This window comes from Streptomyces sp. NPDC002499 (assembly GCF_053595415.1).
Genome location: NZ_JBSFXO010000019.1, coordinates 80,109 through 101,358 on the forward strand (window position 1 = coordinate 80,109; position 21,250 = coordinate 101,358).

At 70.0% G+C, this 21,250-nt stretch carries 18 protein-coding genes; 12 read left to right on the forward strand and 6 right to left on the reverse strand.

Annotation, left to right across the window (positions count from 1 at the left end; all coding sequences use genetic code 11):
- The first annotated feature begins 27 nt into the window (after positions 1-27).
- The 10 genes from ACWD5F_RS43380 (at position 28) to ACWD5F_RS43425 (ending at position 8,278) form a co-directional block, all read left to right on the forward strand.
- Entirely contained in the window at positions 28-984 is a 957-nt protein-coding gene (locus ACWD5F_RS43380) for a Rossmann-like and DUF2520 domain-containing protein (protein ID WP_401718663.1), read from the forward strand.
- Positions 981-1,973: a pantoate--beta-alanine ligase gene (gene panC, locus ACWD5F_RS43385; protein WP_401718660.1), complete on the forward strand. Its 993-nt coding sequence runs from the start codon at positions 981-983 to the stop codon at positions 1,971-1,973. The genes ACWD5F_RS43380 and panC overlap by 4 nt, the downstream gene beginning before the upstream one ends.
- On the forward strand, positions 1,970-3,685 hold the full coding sequence (locus tag ACWD5F_RS43390) for an L-aspartate oxidase (RefSeq protein WP_451261651.1): 1,716 nt from the start codon (positions 1,970-1,972) through the stop codon (positions 3,683-3,685). Before panC ends, ACWD5F_RS43390 begins: the two co-directional genes overlap by 4 nt.
- A gap of 5 nt (positions 3,686-3,690) precedes the next feature.
- Entirely contained in the window at positions 3,691-4,680 is a 990-nt protein-coding gene (gene nadC / locus ACWD5F_RS43395; RefSeq protein WP_451261652.1) for a carboxylating nicotinate-nucleotide diphosphorylase, read from the forward strand.
- Positions 4,681-4,689: 9 nt separating this feature from the next.
- Positions 4,690-5,487: a type III pantothenate kinase gene (locus ACWD5F_RS43400; protein ID WP_123998592.1), complete on the forward strand. Its 798-nt coding sequence runs from the start codon at positions 4,690-4,692 to the stop codon at positions 5,485-5,487.
- A 229-nt stretch (positions 5,488-5,716) separates the two neighbouring features.
- Positions 5,717-6,355: a hypothetical protein gene (locus ACWD5F_RS43405; RefSeq protein WP_451261680.1), complete on the forward strand. Its 639-nt coding sequence runs from the start codon at positions 5,717-5,719 to the stop codon at positions 6,353-6,355.
- Between the two features lie 54 nt (positions 6,356-6,409).
- Entirely contained in the window at positions 6,410-6,589 is a 180-nt protein-coding gene (locus ACWD5F_RS43410) for a hypothetical protein (RefSeq protein ID WP_451261653.1), read from the forward strand.
- Positions 6,590-6,736: 147 nt separating this feature from the next.
- A complete protein-coding gene (locus ACWD5F_RS43415) occupies positions 6,737-7,144 on the forward strand; it encodes a BlaI/MecI/CopY family transcriptional regulator (RefSeq protein WP_401718653.1) in 408 nt (135 codons plus the stop codon).
- 9 nt (positions 7,145-7,153) lie between these two features.
- Complete coding sequence (locus ACWD5F_RS43420) at positions 7,154-7,702, forward strand: amino-acid N-acetyltransferase (protein ID WP_401718650.1); 549 nt, start codon at positions 7,154-7,156, stop codon at positions 7,700-7,702.
- A gap of 240 nt (positions 7,703-7,942) precedes the next feature.
- Positions 7,943-8,278 carry a histone-like nucleoid-structuring protein Lsr2 gene (locus ACWD5F_RS43425; protein WP_401718648.1) on the forward strand — a complete coding sequence of 112 codons (336 nt, stop codon included), beginning with the start codon at positions 7,943-7,945 and terminating at the stop codon, positions 8,276-8,278.
- A 37-nt stretch (positions 8,279-8,315) separates the two neighbouring features.
- Here the strand turns inward: ACWD5F_RS43425 and ACWD5F_RS43430 are convergent, their stop codons facing one another.
- A complete protein-coding gene (locus ACWD5F_RS43430; RefSeq protein ID WP_451261654.1) occupies positions 8,316-8,945 on the reverse strand; it encodes an SCO3374 family protein in 630 nt (209 codons plus the stop codon).
- A gap of 440 nt (positions 8,946-9,385) precedes the next feature.
- Between ACWD5F_RS43430 and ACWD5F_RS43435 the strand changes: the two genes are divergently transcribed.
- Positions 9,386-11,914 carry an ATP-dependent Clp protease ATP-binding subunit gene (locus ACWD5F_RS43435; RefSeq protein ID WP_280875617.1) on the forward strand — a complete coding sequence of 843 codons (2,529 nt, stop codon included), beginning with the start codon at positions 9,386-9,388 and terminating at the stop codon, positions 11,912-11,914.
- A gap of 62 nt (positions 11,915-11,976) precedes the next feature.
- Here ACWD5F_RS43435 and ACWD5F_RS43440 read toward each other — a convergent pair whose 3' ends face one another.
- From ACWD5F_RS43440 to ACWD5F_RS43455, 4 genes are all read right to left on the reverse strand, one after another.
- Positions 11,977-15,273, reverse strand: coding sequence for an NACHT domain-containing protein (locus ACWD5F_RS43440; protein WP_451261655.1), 3,297 nt, complete (start codon positions 15,271-15,273; stop codon positions 11,977-11,979).
- Positions 15,270-15,620: a trypco2 family protein gene (locus ACWD5F_RS43445; protein WP_451261656.1), complete on the reverse strand. Its 351-nt coding sequence runs from the start codon at positions 15,618-15,620 to the stop codon at positions 15,270-15,272. The genes ACWD5F_RS43440 and ACWD5F_RS43445 overlap by 4 nt, the downstream gene beginning before the upstream one ends.
- Before the next feature lie 105 nt (positions 15,621-15,725).
- Positions 15,726-16,343, reverse strand: coding sequence for an HAD family acid phosphatase (locus tag ACWD5F_RS43450; RefSeq protein WP_451261657.1), 618 nt, complete (start codon positions 16,341-16,343; stop codon positions 15,726-15,728).
- 111 nt (positions 16,344-16,454) lie between these two features.
- Entirely contained in the window at positions 16,455-19,412 is a 2,958-nt protein-coding gene (locus ACWD5F_RS43455; protein WP_451261658.1) for an NACHT domain-containing protein, read from the reverse strand.
- Positions 19,413-19,783: 371 nt separating this feature from the next.
- Between ACWD5F_RS43455 and ACWD5F_RS43460 the strand changes: the two genes are divergently transcribed.
- Positions 19,784-20,488, forward strand: coding sequence for a M23 family metallopeptidase (locus ACWD5F_RS43460; RefSeq protein WP_451261659.1), 705 nt, complete (start codon positions 19,784-19,786; stop codon positions 20,486-20,488).
- A 4-nt stretch (positions 20,489-20,492) separates the two neighbouring features.
- Here ACWD5F_RS43460 and ACWD5F_RS43465 read toward each other — a convergent pair whose 3' ends face one another.
- Positions 20,493-21,101 carry a TetR/AcrR family transcriptional regulator gene (locus ACWD5F_RS43465; RefSeq protein ID WP_451261681.1) on the reverse strand — a complete coding sequence of 203 codons (609 nt, stop codon included), beginning with the start codon at positions 21,099-21,101 and terminating at the stop codon, positions 20,493-20,495.
- Between the last annotated feature and the right edge of the window lie 149 nt (positions 21,102-21,250).

Sequence of the window (21,250 nt, forward strand, 5' to 3'; positions counted from 1 at the left end):
GGACTGGAACGGGAAGGCCTCGGTCGCGTGAGTACAGTCCAACAGCCAGACCCCAGGGACCGCCCCGCGCGGCTCACCGTCGGCGTCGTCGGAGCCGGTCGGGTGGGCCCCGCGCTGGCCGCGTCGCTCCAGCTCGCCGGGCACCGCCCGGTGGCCGTCTCGGGAGTCTCCGACGCCTCCAGGCGGCGCGCCGCGCTGCTGCTGCCGGACGTGCCCGTCGTGCCGCCCGCGGAAGTGCTGGCCCGCGCCGAGCTGGTGCTGCTGACCGTCCCGGACGACACCCTGCCCGGGCTGGTCGAGGGACTCGCCGAGACCGGGGCCGTGCGGCCGGGACAGCTGCTCGTGCACACCTCGGGGCGGTACGGCTCCAAGGTCCTGGACCCGGCCCTGCGGGTGGGCGGACTGCCGCTGGCCCTGCACCCGGCGATGACCTTCACCGGCACCCCGGTGGACGTCCAGCGCCTGGCCGGCTGCTCGTTCGGCGTCACGGCACCGCACGAGCTGCGGCTGGCCGCCGAGGCCCTGGTGATCGAGATGGGCGGCGAGCCCGAGTGGATCGAGGAGGAGCGCCGCCCGCTGTACCACGCGGCCCTCGCGCTGGGCGCCAATCACCTGGTCACGCTGGTCGCCCAGTCCATGGAGCTGCTGCGCGAAGCCGGTGTCGAGGCGCCCGACCGGATGCTCGGCCCGCTGCTGGGCGCCGCGCTCGACAACGCGCTGCGCTCCGGGGACGCGGCCCTGACCGGTCCGGTCGCGCGCGGAGACGCGGGCACCGTCGCCGCGCACGTCGCGGAGCTGCGCAAGCACGCCCCGCAGACCGTCGCCGGCTATCTGGCGATGGCCCGCGCGACCGCCGACCGCGCGCTCGCCCACGGCCTGCTCAAGCCCGAATACGCCGAGGACCTGCTCGGAGTGCTCGCGAACGGGACGACCGGGACCAACGGATCCACCGGGACCGACGGCGCCGAGGGAGATGCCCGATGACCACCGCCCTGCTGCGCACCGCCGACGAACTGCACGCACGAACGCGTACCGGCCGCCGCGCCGTCGTGATGACCATGGGCGCCCTGCACGAGGGCCACGCCACCCTGATCCGCACCGCGCGCGAGATCGCGGGGCCGGACGGCGAGGTCGTCGTCACCGTCTTCGTGAATCCCCTCCAGTTCGGCCAGGGTGAGGACCTCGACCGCTACCCGCGCACCCTCGACGCCGACCTCAAGCTCGCCGAACTGTCCGGCGCCGACGCCGTGTTCGCGCCCTCCGTGGACGAGGTCTACCCGGGCGGACAGCCCCAGGTCCGCATCACCGCGGGCCCCATGGGGGAGCGCCTGGAGGGTGCCTCGCGGCCCGGGCACTTCGACGGTGTGCTCACCGTCGTCGCCAAGCTGCTCCACCTCACGCGTCCCGACGTGGCCCTGTTCGGCCAGAAGGACGCCCAGCAGCTCGCCGTCATCCGCCGCATGGTGCGGGACCTGAACTTCGGCATCGAGATCGTCGGCGTACCCACCGTCCGTGAGGACGACGGGCTCGCCCTCTCCAGCCGCAACCGATTCCTCTCGCCGCAGGAGCGGCGCACGGCCCTCGCGCTCTCCCGCGCGCTGTTCGCGGGCCGCGACCGGCACGCGGCGCAGGAGGCGCTGCGGGCGCGGGCGCGTGAGGTGCCCGCCACGCACGCGCGTGCCGAGGCGCTCAGCGCCATCGGGGAGTCCCGCGCCGCCGCCGACACGCACGCCGTCGCCAAGGCGCTCCCGGGCGCCCCCTCCGCCGTCCGCGCGGCGGCTCGCCTCGCCCTCGACGAGGGCGCGCGCCTGTCGCCGCCGCTGGAACTGGACTACCTGGCACTCGTCGACCCGTCCGACTTCACCGAGATCGAGGACGGATTCACCGGCGAGGCCGTCCTCGCCGTCGCCGCCCGGGTCGGGACGACCCGGCTGATCGACAACCTCCCCCTCACCTTCGGAGCCGCCTCGTGACCAGCACAGGCATACGACTGCACGCACAGCCCCCGGGTTGGTCCATCGCCGCGGACGTGGTGGTCGTCGGCTCCGGAGTGGCCGGCCTGACCACGGCCCTGCGCTGCGAGGCCGCGGGCCTGCGCACGGTCGTCGTCACCAAGGCCCGCCTCGACGACGGCTCCACGCGCTGGGCGCAGGGCGGCATCGCCGCGGCCCTCGGCGAGGGCGACACCCCCGAACAGCACCTCGACGACACGCTCGTGGCGGGCGCGGGCCTGTGCGACGAGGAGGCCGTACGGATCCTGGTCACCGAGGGACCCGACGCCGTACGCCGGCTCATCGACACCGGCGCGCACTTCGACGAGTCCTCCGAGGGCCTGCTCGAACTCACCCGGGAGGGCGGCCACCACCGCCGCCGGATCGCGCACGCGGGCGGCGACGCCACCGGCGCGGAGATCTCCCGGGCGCTCGTCGAGGCGGTACGCGCGCGAGGACTGCGCACGATCGAGAACGCGCTCGTGCTCGACCTGCTGACCGACGCCGACGGCCGCACCGCCGGTGTCTCCCTGCACGTCATGGGCGAGGGCCAGCACGACGGCGTGGGCGCCGTGCACGCGCCCGCGGTCGTCCTCGCGACCGGCGGCATGGGCCAGGTCTTCTCGGCGACCACCAACCCGTCGGTGTCGACCGGTGACGGCGTCGCGCTCGCGCTGCGCGCCGGGGCCGAGGTGAGCGACCTGGAGTTCGTGCAGTTCCACCCCACCGTGCTCTTCCTGGGCGCCGACGCGGAGGGCCAGCAGCCGCTGGTCTCCGAGGCCGTGCGCGGCGAGGGCGCCCACCTGGTCGACGCCGACGGCGTGCGCTTCATGGTGGGACAGCACGAACTGGCCGAACTCGCGCCCCGGGACATCGTCGCCAAGGGCATCATGCGGCGCATGCAGGAGCAGGACGCCGAGCACATGTTCCTGGACGCCCGGCACTTCGGCGCCGACATGTGGGAGCACCGTTTCCCGACGATCCTCGCCGCCTGCCGCGCGCACGGCATCGACCCGGTCACCGACCCCATCCCGATCGCGCCGGCCGCCCACTACGCCTCCGGCGGCGTGCGCACCGACTCCCAGGGCCGTACGACCGTCCCGGGCCTGTACGCGTGCGGCGAGGTCGCCTGCACCGGCGTGCACGGCGCCAACCGGCTCGCCTCCAACTCGCTCCTGGAGGGCCTCGTCTACGCCGAGCGCATCGCCGCCGACATCGGGGCGACCCTCGCGCAGGACGGCCTCAATGCGCGCGTGCCCGAGCCCGTCGAGCACCCGCGGACGCCCGCGCATCCGCTGCTGGCCCCCGAGAACCGGTTCGCGATCCAGCGGATCATGACCGACGGCGCGGGCGTCCTGCGCTCCGCCGCGTCCCTCGCCCGGGCCGCCGACCAGCTCCAGCGACTGGACACCGAGGCCCGCGACGACCTCGCCGAGAACGGCAAGACGTCCGAGCCCGGCGTCGACACCTGGGAGGCCACCAACCTCCTCTACGTGGCCCGCGTCCTGGTCGCCGCCGCCCGCACGCGCGAGGAGACGCGGGGCTGCCACTGGCGCGAGGACCACGCCGAGCGCGACGACACGGCATGGCGGCGCCACATCGTCGTACGGCTGAATCCGGACCGCGCGCTCGCCCTGCACACCACCGATACCGCAGACTTCCCCCCGACCCGGCAGCCCCATCAGGAGCAGTGACAGACGTGAGCACCCCCGACCTCCCCCTCGCCCCGTCCGGAGGCTGTGGCGACGGCTGCGCCTGCGGTGCCGAGGGCGACGCCAACGACCTGGCCGAGTACATGGAGTGCGGGCTCGACCCCGCGCTCGCGCAGCTCCTGGCCGACGCCGGACTCGACCCCCTGGAGGTCGAGGACATCGCCAACGTGGCCATCCAGGAGGACCTCGACCACGGCGTGGACGTGACCACGGTCGCCACCATCCCCGAGGACGCGGTCGCCACCGCCGACTTCACCGCGCGCGAGGCGGGCGTCGTGGCCGGCCTCAGGGTCGCCGAGGCGGTGCTGTCCGTGGTGTGCACGGACGAGTTCGAGGTCGAGCGGCACGTCGAGGACGGCGACCGGGTGGAGGCCGGGCAGCGGCTGCTGTCGGTCACCACGCGCACGCGTGACCTGCTCACCGCCGAGCGCAGCGCGCTCAACCTGCTGTGCCGCATGTCGGGCGTCGCGACCCATACGCGCGCGTGGGCGGACGCGCTGGACGGCACCAAGGCGCGGGTGCGCGACACCCGCAAGACGACACCGGGGCTGCGCGCCCTGGAGAAGTACGCGGTCCGCTGCGGCGGGGGCGTCAACCACCGGATGTCGCTGTCCGACGCGGCGCTCGTCAAGGACAACCACGTGGTCGCCGCGGGCGGCGTCGCGCAGGCCTTCGAGGCGGTGCGGGAGGCGTTCCCCGAGGTGCCGATCGAGGTCGAGGTCGACACGCTGCACCAGCTGCGCGAGGTCGTCGACGCGGGCGCGGACCTGATCCTGCTGGACAACTTCACGCCCGGCGAGTGCGAGGAGGCGGTGGGCATCGTGAACGGCCGCGCCGTCCTGGAGGCGTCGGGCCGGCTCACCCTGGAGAACGCGAAGTCGTACGCGGACACCGGCGTGGACTACCTGGCCGTGGGGGCCCTGACCCACTCCTCGCCGATCCTGGACATCGGCCTGGACCTGCGAGCGGCGGAGTAGGAACCGGCCATGCTGCTGACCATCGACGTAGGGAACACGCACACGGTCCTCGGCCTGTTCGACGGTGAGGACATCGTCGAGCACTGGCGGATCTCCACGGACGCGCGCCGCACGGCCGACGAACTGGCAGTGCTGTTGCAGGGCCTGATGGGCATGCACCCGCTGCTCGGGGACGAGCTCGGCGACGGCATCGACGGCATCGCCATCTGCGCGACCGTCCCCTCCGTCCTGCACGAGCTGCGCGAGGTGACGCGGCGCTACTACGGCGACGTGCCCGCGGTCCTCGTCGAGCCGGGTGTGAAGACGGGCGTCCCGATCCTCACCGACAACCCCAAGGAGGTCGGCGCGGACCGGATCATCAACTCCGTCGCGGCCGTCGAGCTCTACGGCGGTCCGGCGATCGTCGTCGACTTCGGCACGGCGACGACGTTCGACGCGGTCAGCGCGCGCGGTGAGTACGTCGGCGGTGTCATCGCCCCCGGCATCGAGATCTCCGTCGAGGCACTCGGCGTCCGTGGCGCTCAGCTCCGCAAGATCGAGGTCGCCCGGCCGCGCAGCGTGATCGGCAAGAACACCGTCGAGGCGATGCAGTCCGGCATCATCTACGGCTTCGCCGGCCAGGTCGACGGCGTCGTCACCCGCATGGCCCGCGAACTCGCCACGGACCCCGACGACGTGACGGTGATCGCCACCGGCGGCCTCGCCCCGATGGTCCTGGGCGAGGCCTCGGTGATCGACGAGCACGAACCATGGCTGACACTGGTGGGACTGCGCCTGGTCTACGAGCGGAACGTGTCCCGGATGTGACGACGGCGCCGCCGGGCCCCTGGCAGGGGGCTCGGCGGGCGGGTCGCAGTGCGTGCGGGCGTCCCGCGCACGCGGCGCGTCGAGCCGGCGGGTGTCACGTGCGTGCCGCCGTGTGTCCCGGCTGATCAACCGGGTGGCTCCCGCACGCCACACCGTCCCCCTATGTCGAGTTTGTCTGATTAGCGCGTACCGTCGGCGCATGCCCACGCCATACGGATCCCGCGGCGGCATGGCGTTCGGTGTGGAGGAGCTGCGTGTGCTCCGCCGCGCTCTCGCCCTCGCCCTTCGCCCCAGCCCCGCCTCGGCCGAGGACGTCCAAGACTGCCTCCGCCTGGCCGAGTCCCTCGACGAGGCATTGCGCGAGGGGGCCCGGCTGCGCGCCTTCCTGGTGGCCGACCTGGGTCGCTACCGCGCCGCGCTGCCCGGCACCGTCGCCGGATATCTCGCCCTTCTGGAGGAGGCGCTGGGGTCCGGGTACCGCCCGGAACCCGACGACCTCGCGGCCCTGCGCGCCCTGCGGGGCAATCCGGTCGCCGCCGCGCTCCTGGACCGCTGCCAGACGCTCGCGGAACAGGACGTACGCGCCCGTCTGGCGCGTCGCGCGATCCGTCCGGCCGCTCCGGTCGTCCCCGTCTCCCGCACGCGCCTCACGGCCCTGCCCGGCGGTCTCTCGGGCGCGGTCGGTGAGGCGGCGGAGGGGGATCCCCAGAAGCGGCCCGCGGAGAAGCCGGCCGCCCCGAAGCCGGCGCCCGCTCCGGCGGCCCCGAAGCCGAACCGGCCCATCCCCACCCCGGGCGAGGTCTTCCCGCGCCGCAAACCGACCGCGCCGAGCACGGCGACCCCGCCCCGGGAACTCGCGGCGGGCTGAGCGCACCCGGACCCCCCGCCCGGCCGCCGCACGCCCCGTGGCTACCCTGGAGGCATGGACTACGTCTCCGCGCTCGTGCCGCCCATCGTGATGGCCGTGTTCTTCATCGGCGTGATCAGGGTGATCGTGAAGACCCAGGGCGGGGCCAACAAGGCCAAGGAGGACGCCGCCGTGGACGCCGTCCTCGCGCGCGCGGAGGGTGCCCGGCAGGCCCCCGCCAAGGGCGACGGCTGAGCGGTTCGCCCAAGGGCGCCCTCATCGGCGTACGACTCGCTTGTTTTTCGAGTCGTACGCCCTTTTTGTTGTCGTTTGCCGGTGAAGCGCACGTCCGGCACGCCAATGCGGTGATCTCCCACTATTGTGCGAGCTGTGCCTCGCCCATTGGGAGAACTCGAAGACTCGGTCATGACGCGGGTGTGGAAGTGGAACCGCCCGGTGACCGTTCGGGAAGTCCTGGAAGACCTTCAGCAGGAACGGTCCATCGCGTACACCACCGTGATGACCGTTTTGGACAATCTCCATCAGAAGGGTTGGGTGCGGCGTGAGGCCGAAGGCCGGGCCTATCGATATGAGGCAGTCTCCACGCGGGCCGCGTACGCCGCTGCCCTGATGAACGACGCGTGGGCGCAGAGTGACAACCCCGCCGCCGCTCTCGTCGCGTTCTTCGGCATGATGAGCGACGAACAGCGACATGCTCTGCGCGACGCCGTACGCATGGTCCAGGGACCGGAAACCCGGGAACAGGAAGAGGCGAACCCCGGCGCCGCGCCGGGTGACGGCGGGCGATAGCGTCCGCTCATGTCAGCAGTGAGCCCCGAAGGCCCCGAAGTCAGCGCTAAAGCCATCACCGTCCGGCGGGCCCGTACCAGCGATGTCCCGGCCGTGCGCCAGCTCCTTGACGCGTACGTCCGTGACCGCATCCTGCTCGACAAAGCGACGGTGACGCTTTACGAGGACATCCAGGAGTTCTGGGTCGCCGAACGGGATGCCGACTCAAGCGCCGAGGTGGTCGGCTGCGGCGCACTGCATGTGATGTGGGAAGACCTCGCGGAAGTCCGTACTCTCGCGGTGAAGGACGGCCTCAAGGGCGCCGGTGTCGGGCATCAGTTGCTGGAGAAGTTGCTGGAGACCGCGCGCTGGCTCGGCGTTCGTCGCGTTTTCTGCCTGACCTTCGAAGTGGACTTCTTCGGCAAGCACGGCTTCGTCGAGATCGGTGAGACGCCTGTCGACACGGATGTCTACGCGGAGCTGATGCGTTCCTATGACGAGGGCGTCGCCGAGTTCCTCGGACTCGAACGAGTGAAACCGAACACCTTGGGCAACAGCCGGATGCTTCTGCATCTGTGAGGATCTGTGATCGCCGATCACCAGGCTGTATTCCGCGCGACCCCTGCCCAGGTTCCCTATGTCCGAAACGCGCATGTTTCCGGACCGGACCGGGTCGACCGGTCTCTCCCGGGGGTTTGTGTTTTTCCAGCAAAAGCGGTTTGCTTTCCGACGTACTGCAGTACTGCATATAACAAGGGACGGCGAAACGGCAGACGCCGCAGAGCCCCGGCCCTCAAGTTATGGATGAAAGGAAATCCGGTGGCACAGAAGGTTCAGGTCCTTCTTGTCGACGACCTCGACGGCGGCGAGGCGGACGAGACCGTCACGTTCGCGCTGGACGGCAAGACGTACGAGATCGATCTCACGACTGCCAATGCGGACAAGCTTCGCGGCCTTCTCGACCCTTACGTCAAGGGCGGTCGGCGTACCGGAGGCCGCGCTTCGGGCGGGCGCGGAAAGGCGCGTGCCACGACGGGCGGCAGCCAGGACACCGCACAGATCCGCGCGTGGGCGAAGGAGAACGGCTTCGAGGTCAACGACCGTGGCCGCGTCCCCGCGTCCATCCGTGAGGCCTACGAGAAGGCCAACGCCTGACCGTGGGCATTACCGTCCCGAAAGCCCGCTCGCGGGCCTAGGGAAAGGACAGCGGCTTCGCGCACGCGCGCCGCAGCCGCAGCCGGTGGCATTGCGTCGCCACCGTGTCCACCAGTCGTACGAGATCGGGGGCGCCCCCAAGGCCCCCCACGGCCGACAGTGTCGGCAGCGAGGCCTCGACCTCGCACCCCGGCTCGGGGGGCCGCAACCATACGGCGGCCCCCTGCAGGGCGTCCGCGCGGACCGGAACCCGCCCGGGCAGCAGCGGCGCGTCCATCCGGCCGCCCTCGCCGATCGCGGTGAGATCGAGCGCGAGCGCGCGCCACTCCAGCCAGTCCAGCAGCCCCGGCAGCTCCTCCGCGCCGCCCGCGGCCACCAGCAGCCGCATCCGATCGCCCCGGACGGCCACCGGAGAGCCCGGCGCGAGATGCCGCAGCGCCGCCCGGCCCGCCTCGGCCGGCACGTCCAGAACGTCGAAACGCTCGCCCACGCGCAGTCGTAGCGGAGAACCGGCGCCGGTGGGGTCCGGGGGCAGTGTCGGCCAGCCCAGCTCGACCTCGTACCACCGGCGGAGCCGCTCGTCCGGATCGAGGGGGCGGCGCGGGGCCGGGACCCTGGTGCCGACCGCGGTGGGCGGGGGAGTGAGCGAGGGGTCGCTGCCAACCATGACAAGCGCAACCGTCCGAAGAGGCCGCGAGTTACGCTGGGTGTTCCGGCAATTGCACAGCGTGTCGAAAAGGGGGCGTGCGGGGGTGCGGCGAGGTGCAAGGGTGTTCGCCCATAGCGGAGGGAACCGGTGCGCGCGGCATGGAGTGTCCGTTCGCACGGGTAAGACATCCCTAGTGAGAGGGGGCGACACGCAGGACGGGGCGTCTCACGTTCGCCATCGGCGTACTGATGGTGGGGGTAACTGTCTGGCCTGCGGGAACATCGTCTCGCACCATCGAGTTGGAGCAGATGTCGGCGTTCGGGGTCAGGAGGCAGTGCTGGTTCTCGGTCCGGTGTCGGCAGTTGGAATGAGCGGTCCCCGCTTGCGGGACTAAGCTGCGGAAGGACAGGGAGGGGAAGTTCCCCCCACTGCCTGACCGCTCTGAGGAGCGATTAACGATGTTCGAGAGGTTCACCGACCGCGCGCGGCGGGTTGTCGTCCTGGCTCAGGAAGAAGCCCGGATGCTCAACCACAACTACATCGGCACCGAGCACATCCTCCTGGGTCTGATCCACGAGGGTGAGGGTGTCGCCGCCAAGGCCCTTGAGAGCCTCGGGATTTCGCTCGAGGCGGTCCGCCAGCAGGTGGAGGAGATCATCGGTCAGGGCCAGCAGGCCCCGTCCGGGCACATCCCCTTCACCCCTCGTGCCAAGAAGGTCCTGGAGCTTTCGCTCCGCGAGGCCCTTCAGCTGGGCCACAACTACATCGGCACGGAGCACATCCTGCTCGGCCTGATCCGTGAGGGCGAGGGCGTCGCCGCCCAGGTCCTGGTCAAGCTGGGTGCCGACCTCAACCGGGTGCGGCAGCAGGTCATCCAGCTGCTCTCCGGCTACCAGGGCAAGGAGACCGCCGGCGCCAGTGGCGGTCCTGCCGAGGGCACGCCCTCCACGTCCCTGGTCCTCGACCAGTTCGGCCGGAACCTCACCCAGGCCGCTCGTGAGTCCAAGCTCGACCCGGTCATCGGGCGCGAGAAGGAGATCGAGCGGGTCATGCAGGTGCTGTCCCGCCGTACGAAGAACAACCCGGTCCTGATCGGTGAGCCCGGCGTCGGCAAGACCGCCGTCGTCGAGGGGCTCGCCCAGGCCATCGTCAAGGGCGAGGTGCCCGAGACCCTCAAGGACAAGCACCTCTACACCCTCGACCTCGGTGCGCTGGTCGCCGGCTCCCGCTACCGCGGTGACTTCGAGGAGCGCCTGAAGAAGGTGCTCAAGGAGATCCGCACCCGCGGCGACATCATCCTGTTCATCGACGAGCTGCACACGCTGGTCGGTGCGGGTGCCGCCGAGGGCGCCATCGACGCGGCCTCGATCCTGAAGCCCATGCTGGCCCGCGGTGAGCTGCAGACCATCGGTGCCACCACGCTCGACGAGTACCGCAAGCACCTGGAGAAGGACGCCGCTCTCGAGCGCCGTTTCCAGCCCATCCAGGTCGCCGAGCCCTCGCTGCCGCACACGATCGAGATCCTCAAGGGTCTGCGTGACCGGTACGAGGCCCACCACCGTGTCTCCATCACGGACGAGGCGCTGGTCCAGGCCGCCACCCTGGCCGACCGGTACATCTCGGACCGCTTCCTGCCGGACAAGGCGATCGACCTGATCGACGAGGCCGGCTCCCGGATGCGCATCCGCCGGATGACCGCGCCGCCGGACCTGCGCGAGTTCGACGAGAAGATCGCGGGCGTGCGCCGCGACAAGGAGTCCGCGATCGACTCGCAGGACTTCGAGAAGGCCGCCTCCCTCCGCGACAAGGAGAAGCAGCTCCTGGCCGCCAAGGCCAAGCGGGAGAAGGAGTGGAAGGCCGGCGACATGGACGTCGTCGCCGAGGTCGACGGCGAGCTGATCGCCGAGGTCCTCGCGACCGCCACCGGCATCCCGGTCTTCAAGCTGACCGAGGAGGAGTCCTCGCGTCTGCTGCGCATGGAGGACGAGCTCCACAAGCGGGTCATCGGCCAGAAGGACGCCGTCAAGGCGCTCTCGAAGGCGATCCGTCGTACGCGTGCCGGTCTGAAGGACCCGAAGCGTCCCGGTGGTTCGTTCATCTTCGCCGGCCCGTCCGGTGTCGGTAAGACCGAGCTGTCCAAGGCGCTGGCGGAGTTCCTCTTCGGTGACGAGGACGCGCTGATCTCCCTCGACATGTCGGAGTTCAGCGAGAAGCACACGGTCTCGCGGCTCTTCGGTTCGCCCCCCGGTTACGTGGGCTACGAAGAGGGCGGCCAGCTGACGGAGAAGGTGCGGCGCAAGCCGTTCTCGGTGGTCCTCTTCGACGAGGTCGAGAAGGCCCACCCGGACATCTTCAACTCGCTGCTGCAGATCCTGGAGGACGGTCGCCTGACCGACTCCCAGGGCCGGGTCGTGGACTTCAAGAACACGGTCATCATCATGACGACCAACCTCGGCACCCGTGACATCTCCAAGGGCTTCAACCTGGGCTTCGCGGCCACGGGTGACACGAAGTCGAACTACGAGCGCATGAAGAACAAGGTCTCGGACGAGCTCAAGCAGCACTTCCGGCCCGAGTTCCTCAACCGCGTCGACGACGTCGTCGTCTTCCCGCAGCTCACCCAGGCCGACATCCTCGCGATCGTCGACCTGATGGTGGCCAAGGTGGACGAGCGCCTCAAGGACCGGGACATGGGCATCGAGCTCTCCCAGTCCGCCAAGGAGCTGCTGTCGACCAAGGGGTACGACCAGGTGCTGGGTGCGCGTCCGCTGCGGCGCACCATCCAGCGCGAGATCGAGGACACGCTCTCGGAGAAGATCCTCTTCGGCGAGCTGCGCCCCGGTCACATCGTGGTCGTGGACACCGAGGGCGAGGGCGAGGCCAAGATCTTCACCTTCCGGGGTGAGGAGAAGTCGGCACTGCCGGACGTTCCGCCGATCGAGCAGGCGGCGGGCGGGGCTGGGCCCAACCTGAGCAAGGAGGCGTAGCCCTTCCGGGATTCGCCGAACGACGAGTTAGGGGTCGGTGCCTTTGGGCGCCGGCCCCTTCTTCATGGGCTTGGGTGCGCTGGCCGGCCGTTGATCTCGATGGTCAGGTCGGGGTGGTCCTGGAGCGGGGACAGGTCCAGTGCGGTGCCTGGGGCGCACTCGATGCTGAGTCGGGTGAGCGAGGGGAACAGCTGGGCCAGGTCCGTCGCGGAGCTGGCACGGTCGATGCCTCTGAGGGTGAGGTCACGGATTCCTGGTAGAGGACCGAGGTCCCAGGATCTGCGCGGCAGTGTCGCGAGCCTGAAGCCGACCCTGAAGTCGAGGCTGCTGAGCGAAGGGGCCTTGGCGGCTGCCAGTAGCAGCGCGGGCACATTGCAGTCGCCTTGCACGACGAGTTCACGCAGAGCGGGCCACTGGGACAGGTCGTTGATCATCATCTCCGAGTGGCCGATCACCGTGAGCCGTTCGACCGTCGGGTGCCTTGAAGGAATGGGGATGTTGCTGTCGAGCGGGGGGCCCGTCAGCGAGAGTTCGGTCAGCCGGTCCAGTCGTTCCAGGGAGACCAGTTCGGACTTGGACATCTCTTGGAGTTCCACGCTGAGCGAGGTGAGCGGCAGGCCTTCGAGTGCGGACAGTGTCCTGACTCTGGGGCACACACTGAGCTGCAGAGAGGTCAGTCCGGACAGCCCGCGGACGAAGGAGAGGTCGTCCAGCAGTGAGTTGTCGATGACGTGGAGCCCTCTGATACCAGTACGCGGCAGGAGATCGGCCAGGTCGGCACCGCTGACGGCCATGTCGGCCATGACCGTGCCGATGGGGCCGCAGTGCTGCAATGCCGCGACCATGGCGGGGTTGATCACGATGACAAGGTCGTCCTCAAGGGGTACATGGGCGAGAACTTCACGGGCGTAGTGGTCAGTGGGAAAACGTGACCACGCGTTCTGGAGCAGGTCTCGGACACTGACGGAGGTGTGCGTGGCGAACCGCCGGAGCAACGGCAAGGACGCGGGGTCGCCTACATCGCGTACGAGTTGGACGAGCCGTACGACTTGGGCTTCGTCCAGCCCCTCCGGGTCAGGCACCAGAGGAAGCACGTACGAGCCGAGGGACACCAGGGCGACGATGTTGTCGTACTCCAGCGGCCGCAACAACCCCCGCACCCGCTCAGCCACCTCCTCCCGTACCTCCTCCTCCAGCACCACCGCGCTCAGCGCGCAACGGGCCGCCAGCACATGGATGTTGGCGCGCAATGCCCGGTCCTCGGTGCCGTCGCCCTTCTCGATCAGTTGCTCTATCAGGCGGCGGACCTCGCCCCGGTGGCAGTGGCCGACGGCCAGGAGGATGATGTCCTGCCATTCCTCCTCGCCTGCGTGTTGGAGCAACTCGCCCAGGCCGTCGCTCTCCTGGAGTTCCTTCGCCGCCAAGTAGTCCTGGAAGGTGCGGTGGATGAACTGGATGGCCGTCTCGTTGCGTTCCTGGAGCAGTCCGCTGCGGTTGAGGAGATGGGTGAGGACGGCCTCGGCGGAACCCTGCTCCCGCACCTGGGGCATGCTCCGCATGGCCAGTGCGATCTGGTGTTCCGCCTGGGCGTGGTTGAACTCGGTGTTCCCGCTGCGGGCGAGCCAGGCCGCGATGCGTTGAAGCAGCTGCTGGTGTTCCTCGACGCCCAGGACTATGCCCTCGGGCGCGCCGACCCGGCGCAGGGTGTCGCGGCCGCCGAGCAGCATGGTGAGCGAGGCGTTGTAGAGGGACCAGCGGGTCTCCGGCAGGAATCCTCTGCGGCGGCGGTGCAGGGCGCAGACCACGGCCGCCAGGAGCGGGGTGCGGGAGAGGTGGAGGAGGGTCGGGTTGCGCTCCAACTCCTGTTCCAGGGCGCGTTCCAGGGCGTGGAGGTTCTGTTCCTCCACGGCTGCCCGATGCGGGTCGCGCAGGCCGGCGCATTCGAGGCGCGCGGCCGCGTGCCAGGCCCGAGAGAAGGCCAGGACGTCCTCGTCCCGCATGGGGAGCAGCCGGAGTTCCTCGAAGTCCTCCGAGCCGAGCCAGTCGGTGGCCACCGCCAGCGGTCGTACGGTGACCAGGCACCGGTTGTGCGGATACGCCGCCAGGAGATCGGACAGACGGCGGCGGGCCTCCTCCCGGTCGGCGGGCGGCACTTCGTCCATGCCGTCGACGAGGAGGAGCGCGCGTCCCGCTGCCAGGACGCGGCCGGTCCAGCCGTCGGGGAGTTCGTCGATCTGGAGCTCGGCGACCGTGGCCAGTTCGGGGAGCCGGGGGAAGGCCTTGCCCCGGGCCAGCAAGCTGCGCATGGGGATCACGAAGGGGACCAGGTCGTTCAGTTCGGCGAGTTCGTGATCGAGGGCGCCGCAGGCGGCATGGGAGGCGAGCCACCACACCAGCGTGGTCTTGCCGGCGCCGGCCTCGCCGCGCAGGACGGTTCGAGGGCGGTCGGCGAGCAGGTCGTTGATCCGGCGCGGTACGGACACGGTCTGGGGCAGGGGGGCGTTCTCCCGAGTCTCCCGGGTCCCCCGGGTCTCCGTGGCGGAGATCGCCTCCAGGCTCAAGTACGCCGTGTCCAGGTCCCAGTTGGTCTCGGTGGTGCCCAGTTCGTCGAGCCCGAAGATCTCGATCTTGCGGTACCGGGTCTTGAGGGCGCGCGCGTACTGGCGCTCGAACCGCTCGTCCTGGAAGTGGGAGCCCGGCCCGACCGTCTCCAACACCGGGGGGACGTGGCCCGGTTCGCTGCCCATCACCTGGCGGGGGAAGTCCGGCGCCTGGAGGATGCGGTCCACGGGGGTCGCCTCGATGCGGCGGTGGTCGCGCTTGTCCGGGACCTGGGTCACTATGCCGATCAGGACCGCGCCGGCGAACAGGGGCGCCCCGGACAGTCCGGCGAACGGTGATTCGCCCGGCTTCGGGGCGGCCACCGGTGCCCGGTCGAACTCGCACACCAGCGTCGATCTGATCCGCCCGGCCATGGGCAGCACGGTTCCGGTGAGCTGGTCGTACTCCAACTGGTCGTCCGGGCCGAACCGTTGGACCTGCGGAAAGCCGACGATCTGGCAGCCGGGCAGCGGATCGGAGGCGCCGACGGCTCCCCAGCGCAGTCTCGCCAGTGCCCAGCGGTCCGGGGCGACCAGCTCCTCTCCGGTGAGCAGCAGAGCGACGTCGGTCTCCTCGTCGCGCCACACCACCCGGCTGGGCAGGGGCTGTTCGCTCTCCGGGTGGACCGTGCGGATCCACTCCTTGTTCCGCAGCACGTGCGCGCTGGTCAGCACGAGGCGTGGGGTGAGCATGACGCCGCTGCCCTGCGATCCGGCCAGCACCACCACGGACCGCTCGACGGCCGAACGCAGTATCACGGCGTGGTGGGCGCACCACGGCCGAACGCGTCGACGCTGCCCTCCGTCTCGTTGCGCACCTTCCAGGGCGCGCCCGTGCGCGCGTCCCGCGCCCGCAGGGTGAAGGACACCTTGTGCGTACGGCTGTTGGCGCGCGTGGTGTCCGCGCCCGCGTCGACGACCCAGGCCAGCACCTTGGCGTGGGCCTTGTTCTCCTTGCGGAACTCGACGGTGAACTCCATCTGGATGTCGCCCACTTCGAAGGCGACGTCCTGTCCCGTGGAGCGCCGGGCCGCGGTGAGCAGCTCGTCGCGGATGGTCTGTACGGCGTCCGCGAGTTCGACGCGCGGCGGCTCTGTGGCGCTCATGGAATCCCCCTCGGCCCGTCGACTCGGTGGGGCCGGTACCCGAAAGTACCGGCCCCACAGGAGACGCGCCCGGCGATCAGCCCAACTGGGGGTCCGGGGTGCGAGTCAGGACAACTGGCCGTCGTAGTCCGGGAGTTTGTACGTCTTCTCGGCGTGGCCGCCCGAGAGGTCGGTGGCGCTGTTGCCGACGTTCGCGATGATCGTGTAGCCCTTGTTCTCGATGTCGACGCGCTGGGCTGTCTTGTAGGCGGCGACATCCTTGAAGAGGTCGAAGAGGCCGCGGACGTAGAGGCCGGAGACCTCGTAGCCGTCGTGCTCGAGGTTGTACTCGGTGGGCAGGTAGATGATGCCCGGGCGGGCCGTGACGAAGAACAGCGAGACGCCGTGCTCCTGGGCGTACTCCGCGACGTCCAGGACGGGCTTGTTGGCCGGCTGCGGCCAGCTGAAGCCGAAGTCGGTCTCCAGGGTGGTGTTGTCGATGTCGAAGACGATCGCCTGCTTCTCGCCCGGCTTCGCGGCGGCGATGCGCTGCTTCAGGTAGGGCAGGGCCTGGTCCATGACCGCCCGGCAGTCCGTCTGCCAGGTCGCGTAGTCGACGTCCTCGGCGGCGGCGGTGCTGGTGGTGCTCGTCGCCGCGTCGGCGGGGGCCGCCAGCGCCACGAGGGCGGAGACGGAGACGGCGGCGGTGGCCAGGCGGCGCGCCCAGGGGCGTCTTGTTGTCATGGGGGTCCTCTCACTCACGTCCGGATGCCGGTGTCTGGTGCATGGTGCGGGGCGAGGGTGGCGCGAGGGGAACCGTAGGGTTACTGGACGGTAGTTAGCTAGGGGTGTGCGTCATGTTGTGCGGCGGTCGGGATTCAGGGCGATGGTGTCCGGGAGCCGATCGGCGTTCAGGAGGCGGCAGTTGGGGGGAGTCGTCACGCGGCGCAGGGTTGGGTGGGTTGCCAGAGGGCCCAGGTCGAGTTCGGTGCCGGAGAGCACCCGTAAGGACACCATCCGAGGGAATGCCGTCACTGCCGACCGGAGTCGCGCCGCCGACGCGTCGCCTGTCAGGGAGACGTGGCGGATGTTCTCCAGGCGGATCCCTTCGGACGCGAGGCCGGTGACCTCCGCCGGGCCGAGACTCAGCGTGCTGAGCAGGTTCAGCTCGTTCAGCACGTCCAGATCTTGGATGCCCGGCAGGTTCATCAGCCCCACTGATTCCAGGGGCAGTTGCTTCAGCGGGGCGAGGGACATCAGGTTCTCGCAGCTCTGCAGGTAGAGCACCTTCAGTTCCTGGTAGGAGGTCAGGAACGTGAGGTCGCTGATCGAGTTGTCGGCCAACGACAGGGTTTCGAGCTGCGTCTCGGCGAAGCACTCCATGATCAGGTCCTGGCCGAAGTCCCCCACCAGATCGACCCGGTTGTGGCCTCCCATGCGGCGCAGCGCTGCCAGCTGTTCGGCTGTGCGGATATAGAGGGTCGTGGTCGGTGAGCTCAGCAGGTGCCGAATGATCTCGTCCGCGTAGATCTCGGTGTCGAACTTGTCCCAGTGGAAGCTGAGATAGTCCTGCACGATCGTGGACGTGTGGTTCCGGTACCGCGTCATGCAGAGCAGAGCTGCGTCGCCGCCGATCAGGCCCGCTGTGTGGACGACCCCGCACGCGGCCTCGTCGTCGTCCACGTCCTCCGGACCGGGCAACAGTTCCAGTACGAGAGAGCCGATGCCGACGAGGTCCCGCGCAAGGTCCGGATGACGCGGCGGAATCAACTCCCCCGCCCGCCGCTCCACTTCCGCCCGCACTCCGGGATCCAACTTCGCCGCATGCTCCAAGCAGGCCATCGCCAGCAGATGCAATCGCGCCCGGAACGGCTCCTCCTGATCCCCCCGCTCCACCAACCCCCCGAGCAACCGCGCCCGTTCGTCCGGTCGGCCGTGCGCGACCGCCATGCGCAGCACGTCCTCCCACTGGTCCAGGTGGGCGTGGGCGATCAGGGCGTCGAAGTCGCGTTCCTCGACGGCCGCGCGGGCGCCCAGGTAGTCCTGGAAGGTGCGGTGTACGAAGTCCACGGCGCCGACGGCCGGTTCGCGCAGGAGGCCGGAGCGGACCAGGAGGTGGCGGAGGATCTCCTCGGCCGAGCCCTGGGCGGCGACGTAGGGCATGGACGGCAGGAGCCGGTCCAGTTGGTGGACGGCGTCCGAACGGGACATCTCCGCGCGGCCGTTGCGGATGAGCCAGTACGCCAGCCGTTGCAGCAGCTCGATCTGGGACTCCTCGTCCAGCTCGACGGCGAGGTCGCGTTCGCGGTCGCGGCGTTCGAGGAGCATGGAGAGGGCGGCGTCGTAGAGGGCCTTGCGGCCGCGTGGGAGGAAGCCCCGGCGTTCGCGGTGCAGGGCGCAGATCAGGGCGCACATCAGGGGGTTGGTGGCGAGGCGGCCCAGGTCCTGTTTCGTGCGGACCGCGTTCAACAGGGCTTCCGCCAGGGCCGGTTCCGCCTCCGCCGCCTCGTGCCAGCGGTGGACGAAGACCGTGACGTTCTCGCGGCTCATGGGGGAGAGCGTCAGCTCGGTGAAGCCGTCGCCGGCCAGCCAGTCGTCGCGGACGGCGGACGGGCGGGAGGTGACCAGCCAGAGGTTGCCCGGGAAGGCGGCGAGCAGGTCGGCCAACCAGCGGCGGGTGCGGGCCCGTTCCTGTTCCGGGACCTCGTCGATGCCGTCGATCAGGAGCAGCCCGCGGCCCGCGGTGAGCACGCGGTCCGCCCAGCCCGGCGGCTGCGAGCCGGCCAGCGGACAGCTCACCGCCTTCAGGAAGTCGCCGGGGACGGGGAGGTGGGCGCCGGCGCGGGTGAGCGTGCGCAGGGGGAGGACGAACGGGATGCGGCCCATCAAGTGGGCCAGTTGTCCGGTGAGTTCCTCCTGGCGGGCCGTCGTGACCGCGAGCCACTGCACGAGCGTCGTCTTGCCGGAGCCCGCGACTCCGCGCAGCAGCACGCGTTCATGGCCGGACAGCGCTCGCTCGACGGGCTGCGGCGCGGACGGCAGACGGCGTTCGGGACCCGCCGGGTCGAGCGGGTCGCCCGCCGCCACGAAGGGCTCCGCCTCCCGCGTCGCCACCAGGCTCAGGTACGCCGCGTCCAGCGGCCACTCCCGGCACTCGTCGAGATCGATGCCGTAGATGGTGAGCCGGCTGTGGCGGGTGGCGATGTAGTGCGCGTACTGCTGCTCGAAGACCGCGTCCTGCGCGGTGCGCGAGGTCAGGCGTTCGACGAGGACGTCGGTGAGCCGGATCAGCTCGTCCAGGCGGCGGCTCTGTTCGACGAGAGTGTGGGCGACGAAGGTGGACCGCTGGGTGAAGAAGTGCAGGATGTGCAGGCAGGCGCTGTTGAGGAGATGGAAGTAGAGGAAGGTCGAGTCGTAGCTGAGCAGGCGGAGCAGGTCGTCGCCGCCCGCTTCGGCGAACAGGCGGTCGGCCAGTGCCTCGTAGCCCAGCCGGACGGCCTGCATGTCGTCCAGGTCCAGATCGCCGAGGGCGAGGAGGGTGCGGCGCAGGGCGTCGGCCACCGCCTCCAGCTCCGCGGTGTCCAGCGGCGCCTCCCGGGTCTCGCGGGCCGCGCGCTCCACCAGCTCCCGGACCAGTTTGCGCAGCTCCCGTTGGCCGAGGGTGCGCCGCTCGCCCCGGAAGGACACCAGCGCCGAGACGCGTACGGGCTTGTCGACCAGGCCGGCGCCCGGGCCCTCCCGTAGGAAGAGCTTCTTCACCAGTGGGCCGATCAGGCCGGACGCGAGCCTGGTGCCGATGACCGTCGGATCCACTCGGCCTCCCCCTGAGCCTCGTCGATGGGACAGCAGAGTAGTCCCCGTCACATTCCCAAGGGCCTTGATCTTGTGGGTCGGTGACATGCCGCACAGGCGATTTGTCCGTTACTGCCTGGGGTAGTAGATGGCCCGATCTGGGCAAAAAGGACTTTTGTCCCGGAACCTCATGGCGGGTTCGTCCGTCGTGGGTGGATTCATTCCCGATGGTGGTTGTGTCAAGGAGTCGGAAGTTTTGAGATTAAGTACTAGCTTCCGTCGTAGATCTTGGGTTTTGGGGTCCGTGGGGGTCGGGGTTACCAAGGGACGGTCCATCCGGCGGCCGTCCGTGTGCCGGGTGGCTTTTCTGTCCCCGTCCCCATGAGGTTTCGATGTCTTCGCGCGTCCCGTTCCGCTCCGCCCGTACGTCTACGCTCCGCACCCGCGCGGCCGTCCTGACCGCCGGTCTCGGTGTGTCGGTCGCGCTGGGTGCCGGGGTCGCGGTCGCCGCCGACGCCACCTCCGTGGTGAGCACCTCCGCCGCCGCGAGCGGTGTCGAGGCGCAGGCCGCCGCGCAGGCGAAGGCCGCCAAGGCCGCCGCGAGCGCCAAGGCGACCGCCGCGAAGAAGGCTGCCGCCAAGAAGGCCGCGGTGCGGAAGGCCGCCGCCAAGAAGGCCGTCTCCTGGGTCGCGCCGGTGAAGAGCTACACGCTCTCCGCGACCTTCGCGCAGGCCGGCGGCATGTGGCAGTCCACCCACAGCGGCCAGGACTTCGCCGTCGCGAGCGGCACCGACGTCCGCGCCGCGCACGGCGGCACGGTCGTCAAGGCCGGCTCGAACGGTGCCGGCGACGGAGCCGCGTACGGCAACGCCATCGTCGTCAAGCACGCCAACGGCACGTACTCGCAGTACGCCCACCTGTCGCGGATCGACGTCAAGGTCGGCCAGGTCGTCGCCACCGGGCAGCACATAGCCCGGTCCGGCAACACCGGTAACTCCAGTGGTCCGCACCTGCACTTCGAGATCCGTACGACCGCCAACTACGGCTCGGCGATCGACCCCGTCAAGTTCCTGCGCGCCAAGGGCCTGACCGTCTGACCGTCTAGGACGGTTCCGCGGCGGCCTTCATGCCCTGGTGGGCCTGGGTCACCATGTCGGTCGCGACCTCCAGGACGGCCTTGCGCTTCTCCTCGGGGGTCGCGTCCAGGTCCTGGATGAAGAACATCCCGGCATGCAGGGTGAAGATCGCGCTGACGCTGCGGATCTGGTCGACCAGGGCCGCGTCCGGGTCCACGATGATCTCGCGCAGGCCCTGCATACGGTCCTTGAAGGTCTCGCCGACCCGCAGTTCGCGCACGGCCGCCTGGTTCTCCTGCATGAAGCGGAACAGCGGTGCCGCGCCGGCCAGGATCTCGCTGTACCGCCGTACGATCTCCTGCTTCGTCTCCAGCGTGTGCGGCTGCTGCCTGCCCCACTCGGTCAGGTCGAGGATCGGCTGCGTCAGATCGTCGAAGATGCTGACGAGGATCTCTTCCTTGGTCTTGAAGTGGTAGTAGAGGGCCGCCTTGGTGACGTCGAGGCTCTCGGCGATCTCGCGGAGCGAGGTCTTCTCGTACCCCTGCTCGGCGAAGAGTTCGAGCGCGACGTCCTGGATGCGCTGGCGGGTGTTGCCGCGGCGCTGCTGCTTCGTGCCGTCCATGGTGCCAACCATCCTCGCGGTCATCGGGGCCCCTGAAAAATTACCTGGCGACCGGTACCTAACTTACTTGCCGCCCGACTAGAAAACTTACTTGACGCCCGGCTAGTTCCGGGTCTACCTTCCTGCAGTGTAGTCAACTAGCCGGGCGGCAAGTAAGTAGC

What these genes read in the sequence shown, in the direction of transcription:
- ACWD5F_RS43445 (WP_451261656.1), bottom strand. Translation starts at nt 15,620, where the DNA reads ATGAGCGCCACAGAGCCGCCGCGCGTCGAACTCGCGGACGCCGTACAG.
- ACWD5F_RS43405 (WP_451261680.1), top strand. Translation starts at nt 5,717, where the DNA reads ATGGCGTTCGGTGTGGAGGAGCTGCGTGTGCTCCGCCGCGCTCTCGCC.
- ACWD5F_RS43400 (WP_123998592.1), top strand. Translation starts at nt 4,690, where the DNA reads ATGCTGCTGACCATCGACGTAGGGAACACGCACACGGTCCTCGGCCTG.
- ACWD5F_RS43435 (WP_280875617.1), top strand. Translation starts at nt 9,386, where the DNA reads ATGTTCGAGAGGTTCACCGACCGCGCGCGGCGGGTTGTCGTCCTGGCT.
- ACWD5F_RS43465 (WP_451261681.1), bottom strand. Translation starts at nt 21,101, where the DNA reads ATGGTTGGCACCATGGACGGCACGAAGCAGCAGCGCCGCGGCAACACC.
- panC (WP_401718660.1), top strand. Translation starts at nt 981, where the DNA reads ATGACCACCGCCCTGCTGCGCACCGCCGACGAACTGCACGCACGAACG.
- ACWD5F_RS43430 (WP_451261654.1), bottom strand. Translation starts at nt 8,945, where the DNA reads ATGGTTGGCAGCGACCCCTCGCTCACTCCCCCGCCCACCGCGGTCGGC.
- ACWD5F_RS43460 (WP_451261659.1), top strand. Translation starts at nt 19,784, where the DNA reads ATGTCTTCGCGCGTCCCGTTCCGCTCCGCCCGTACGTCTACGCTCCGC.
- ACWD5F_RS43420 (WP_401718650.1), top strand. Translation starts at nt 7,154, where the DNA reads ATGTCAGCAGTGAGCCCCGAAGGCCCCGAAGTCAGCGCTAAAGCCATC.
- ACWD5F_RS43450 (WP_451261657.1), bottom strand. Translation starts at nt 16,343, where the DNA reads ATGACAACAAGACGCCCCTGGGCGCGCCGCCTGGCCACCGCCGCCGTC.
- ACWD5F_RS43410 (WP_451261653.1), top strand. Translation starts at nt 6,410, where the DNA reads ATGGACTACGTCTCCGCGCTCGTGCCGCCCATCGTGATGGCCGTGTTC.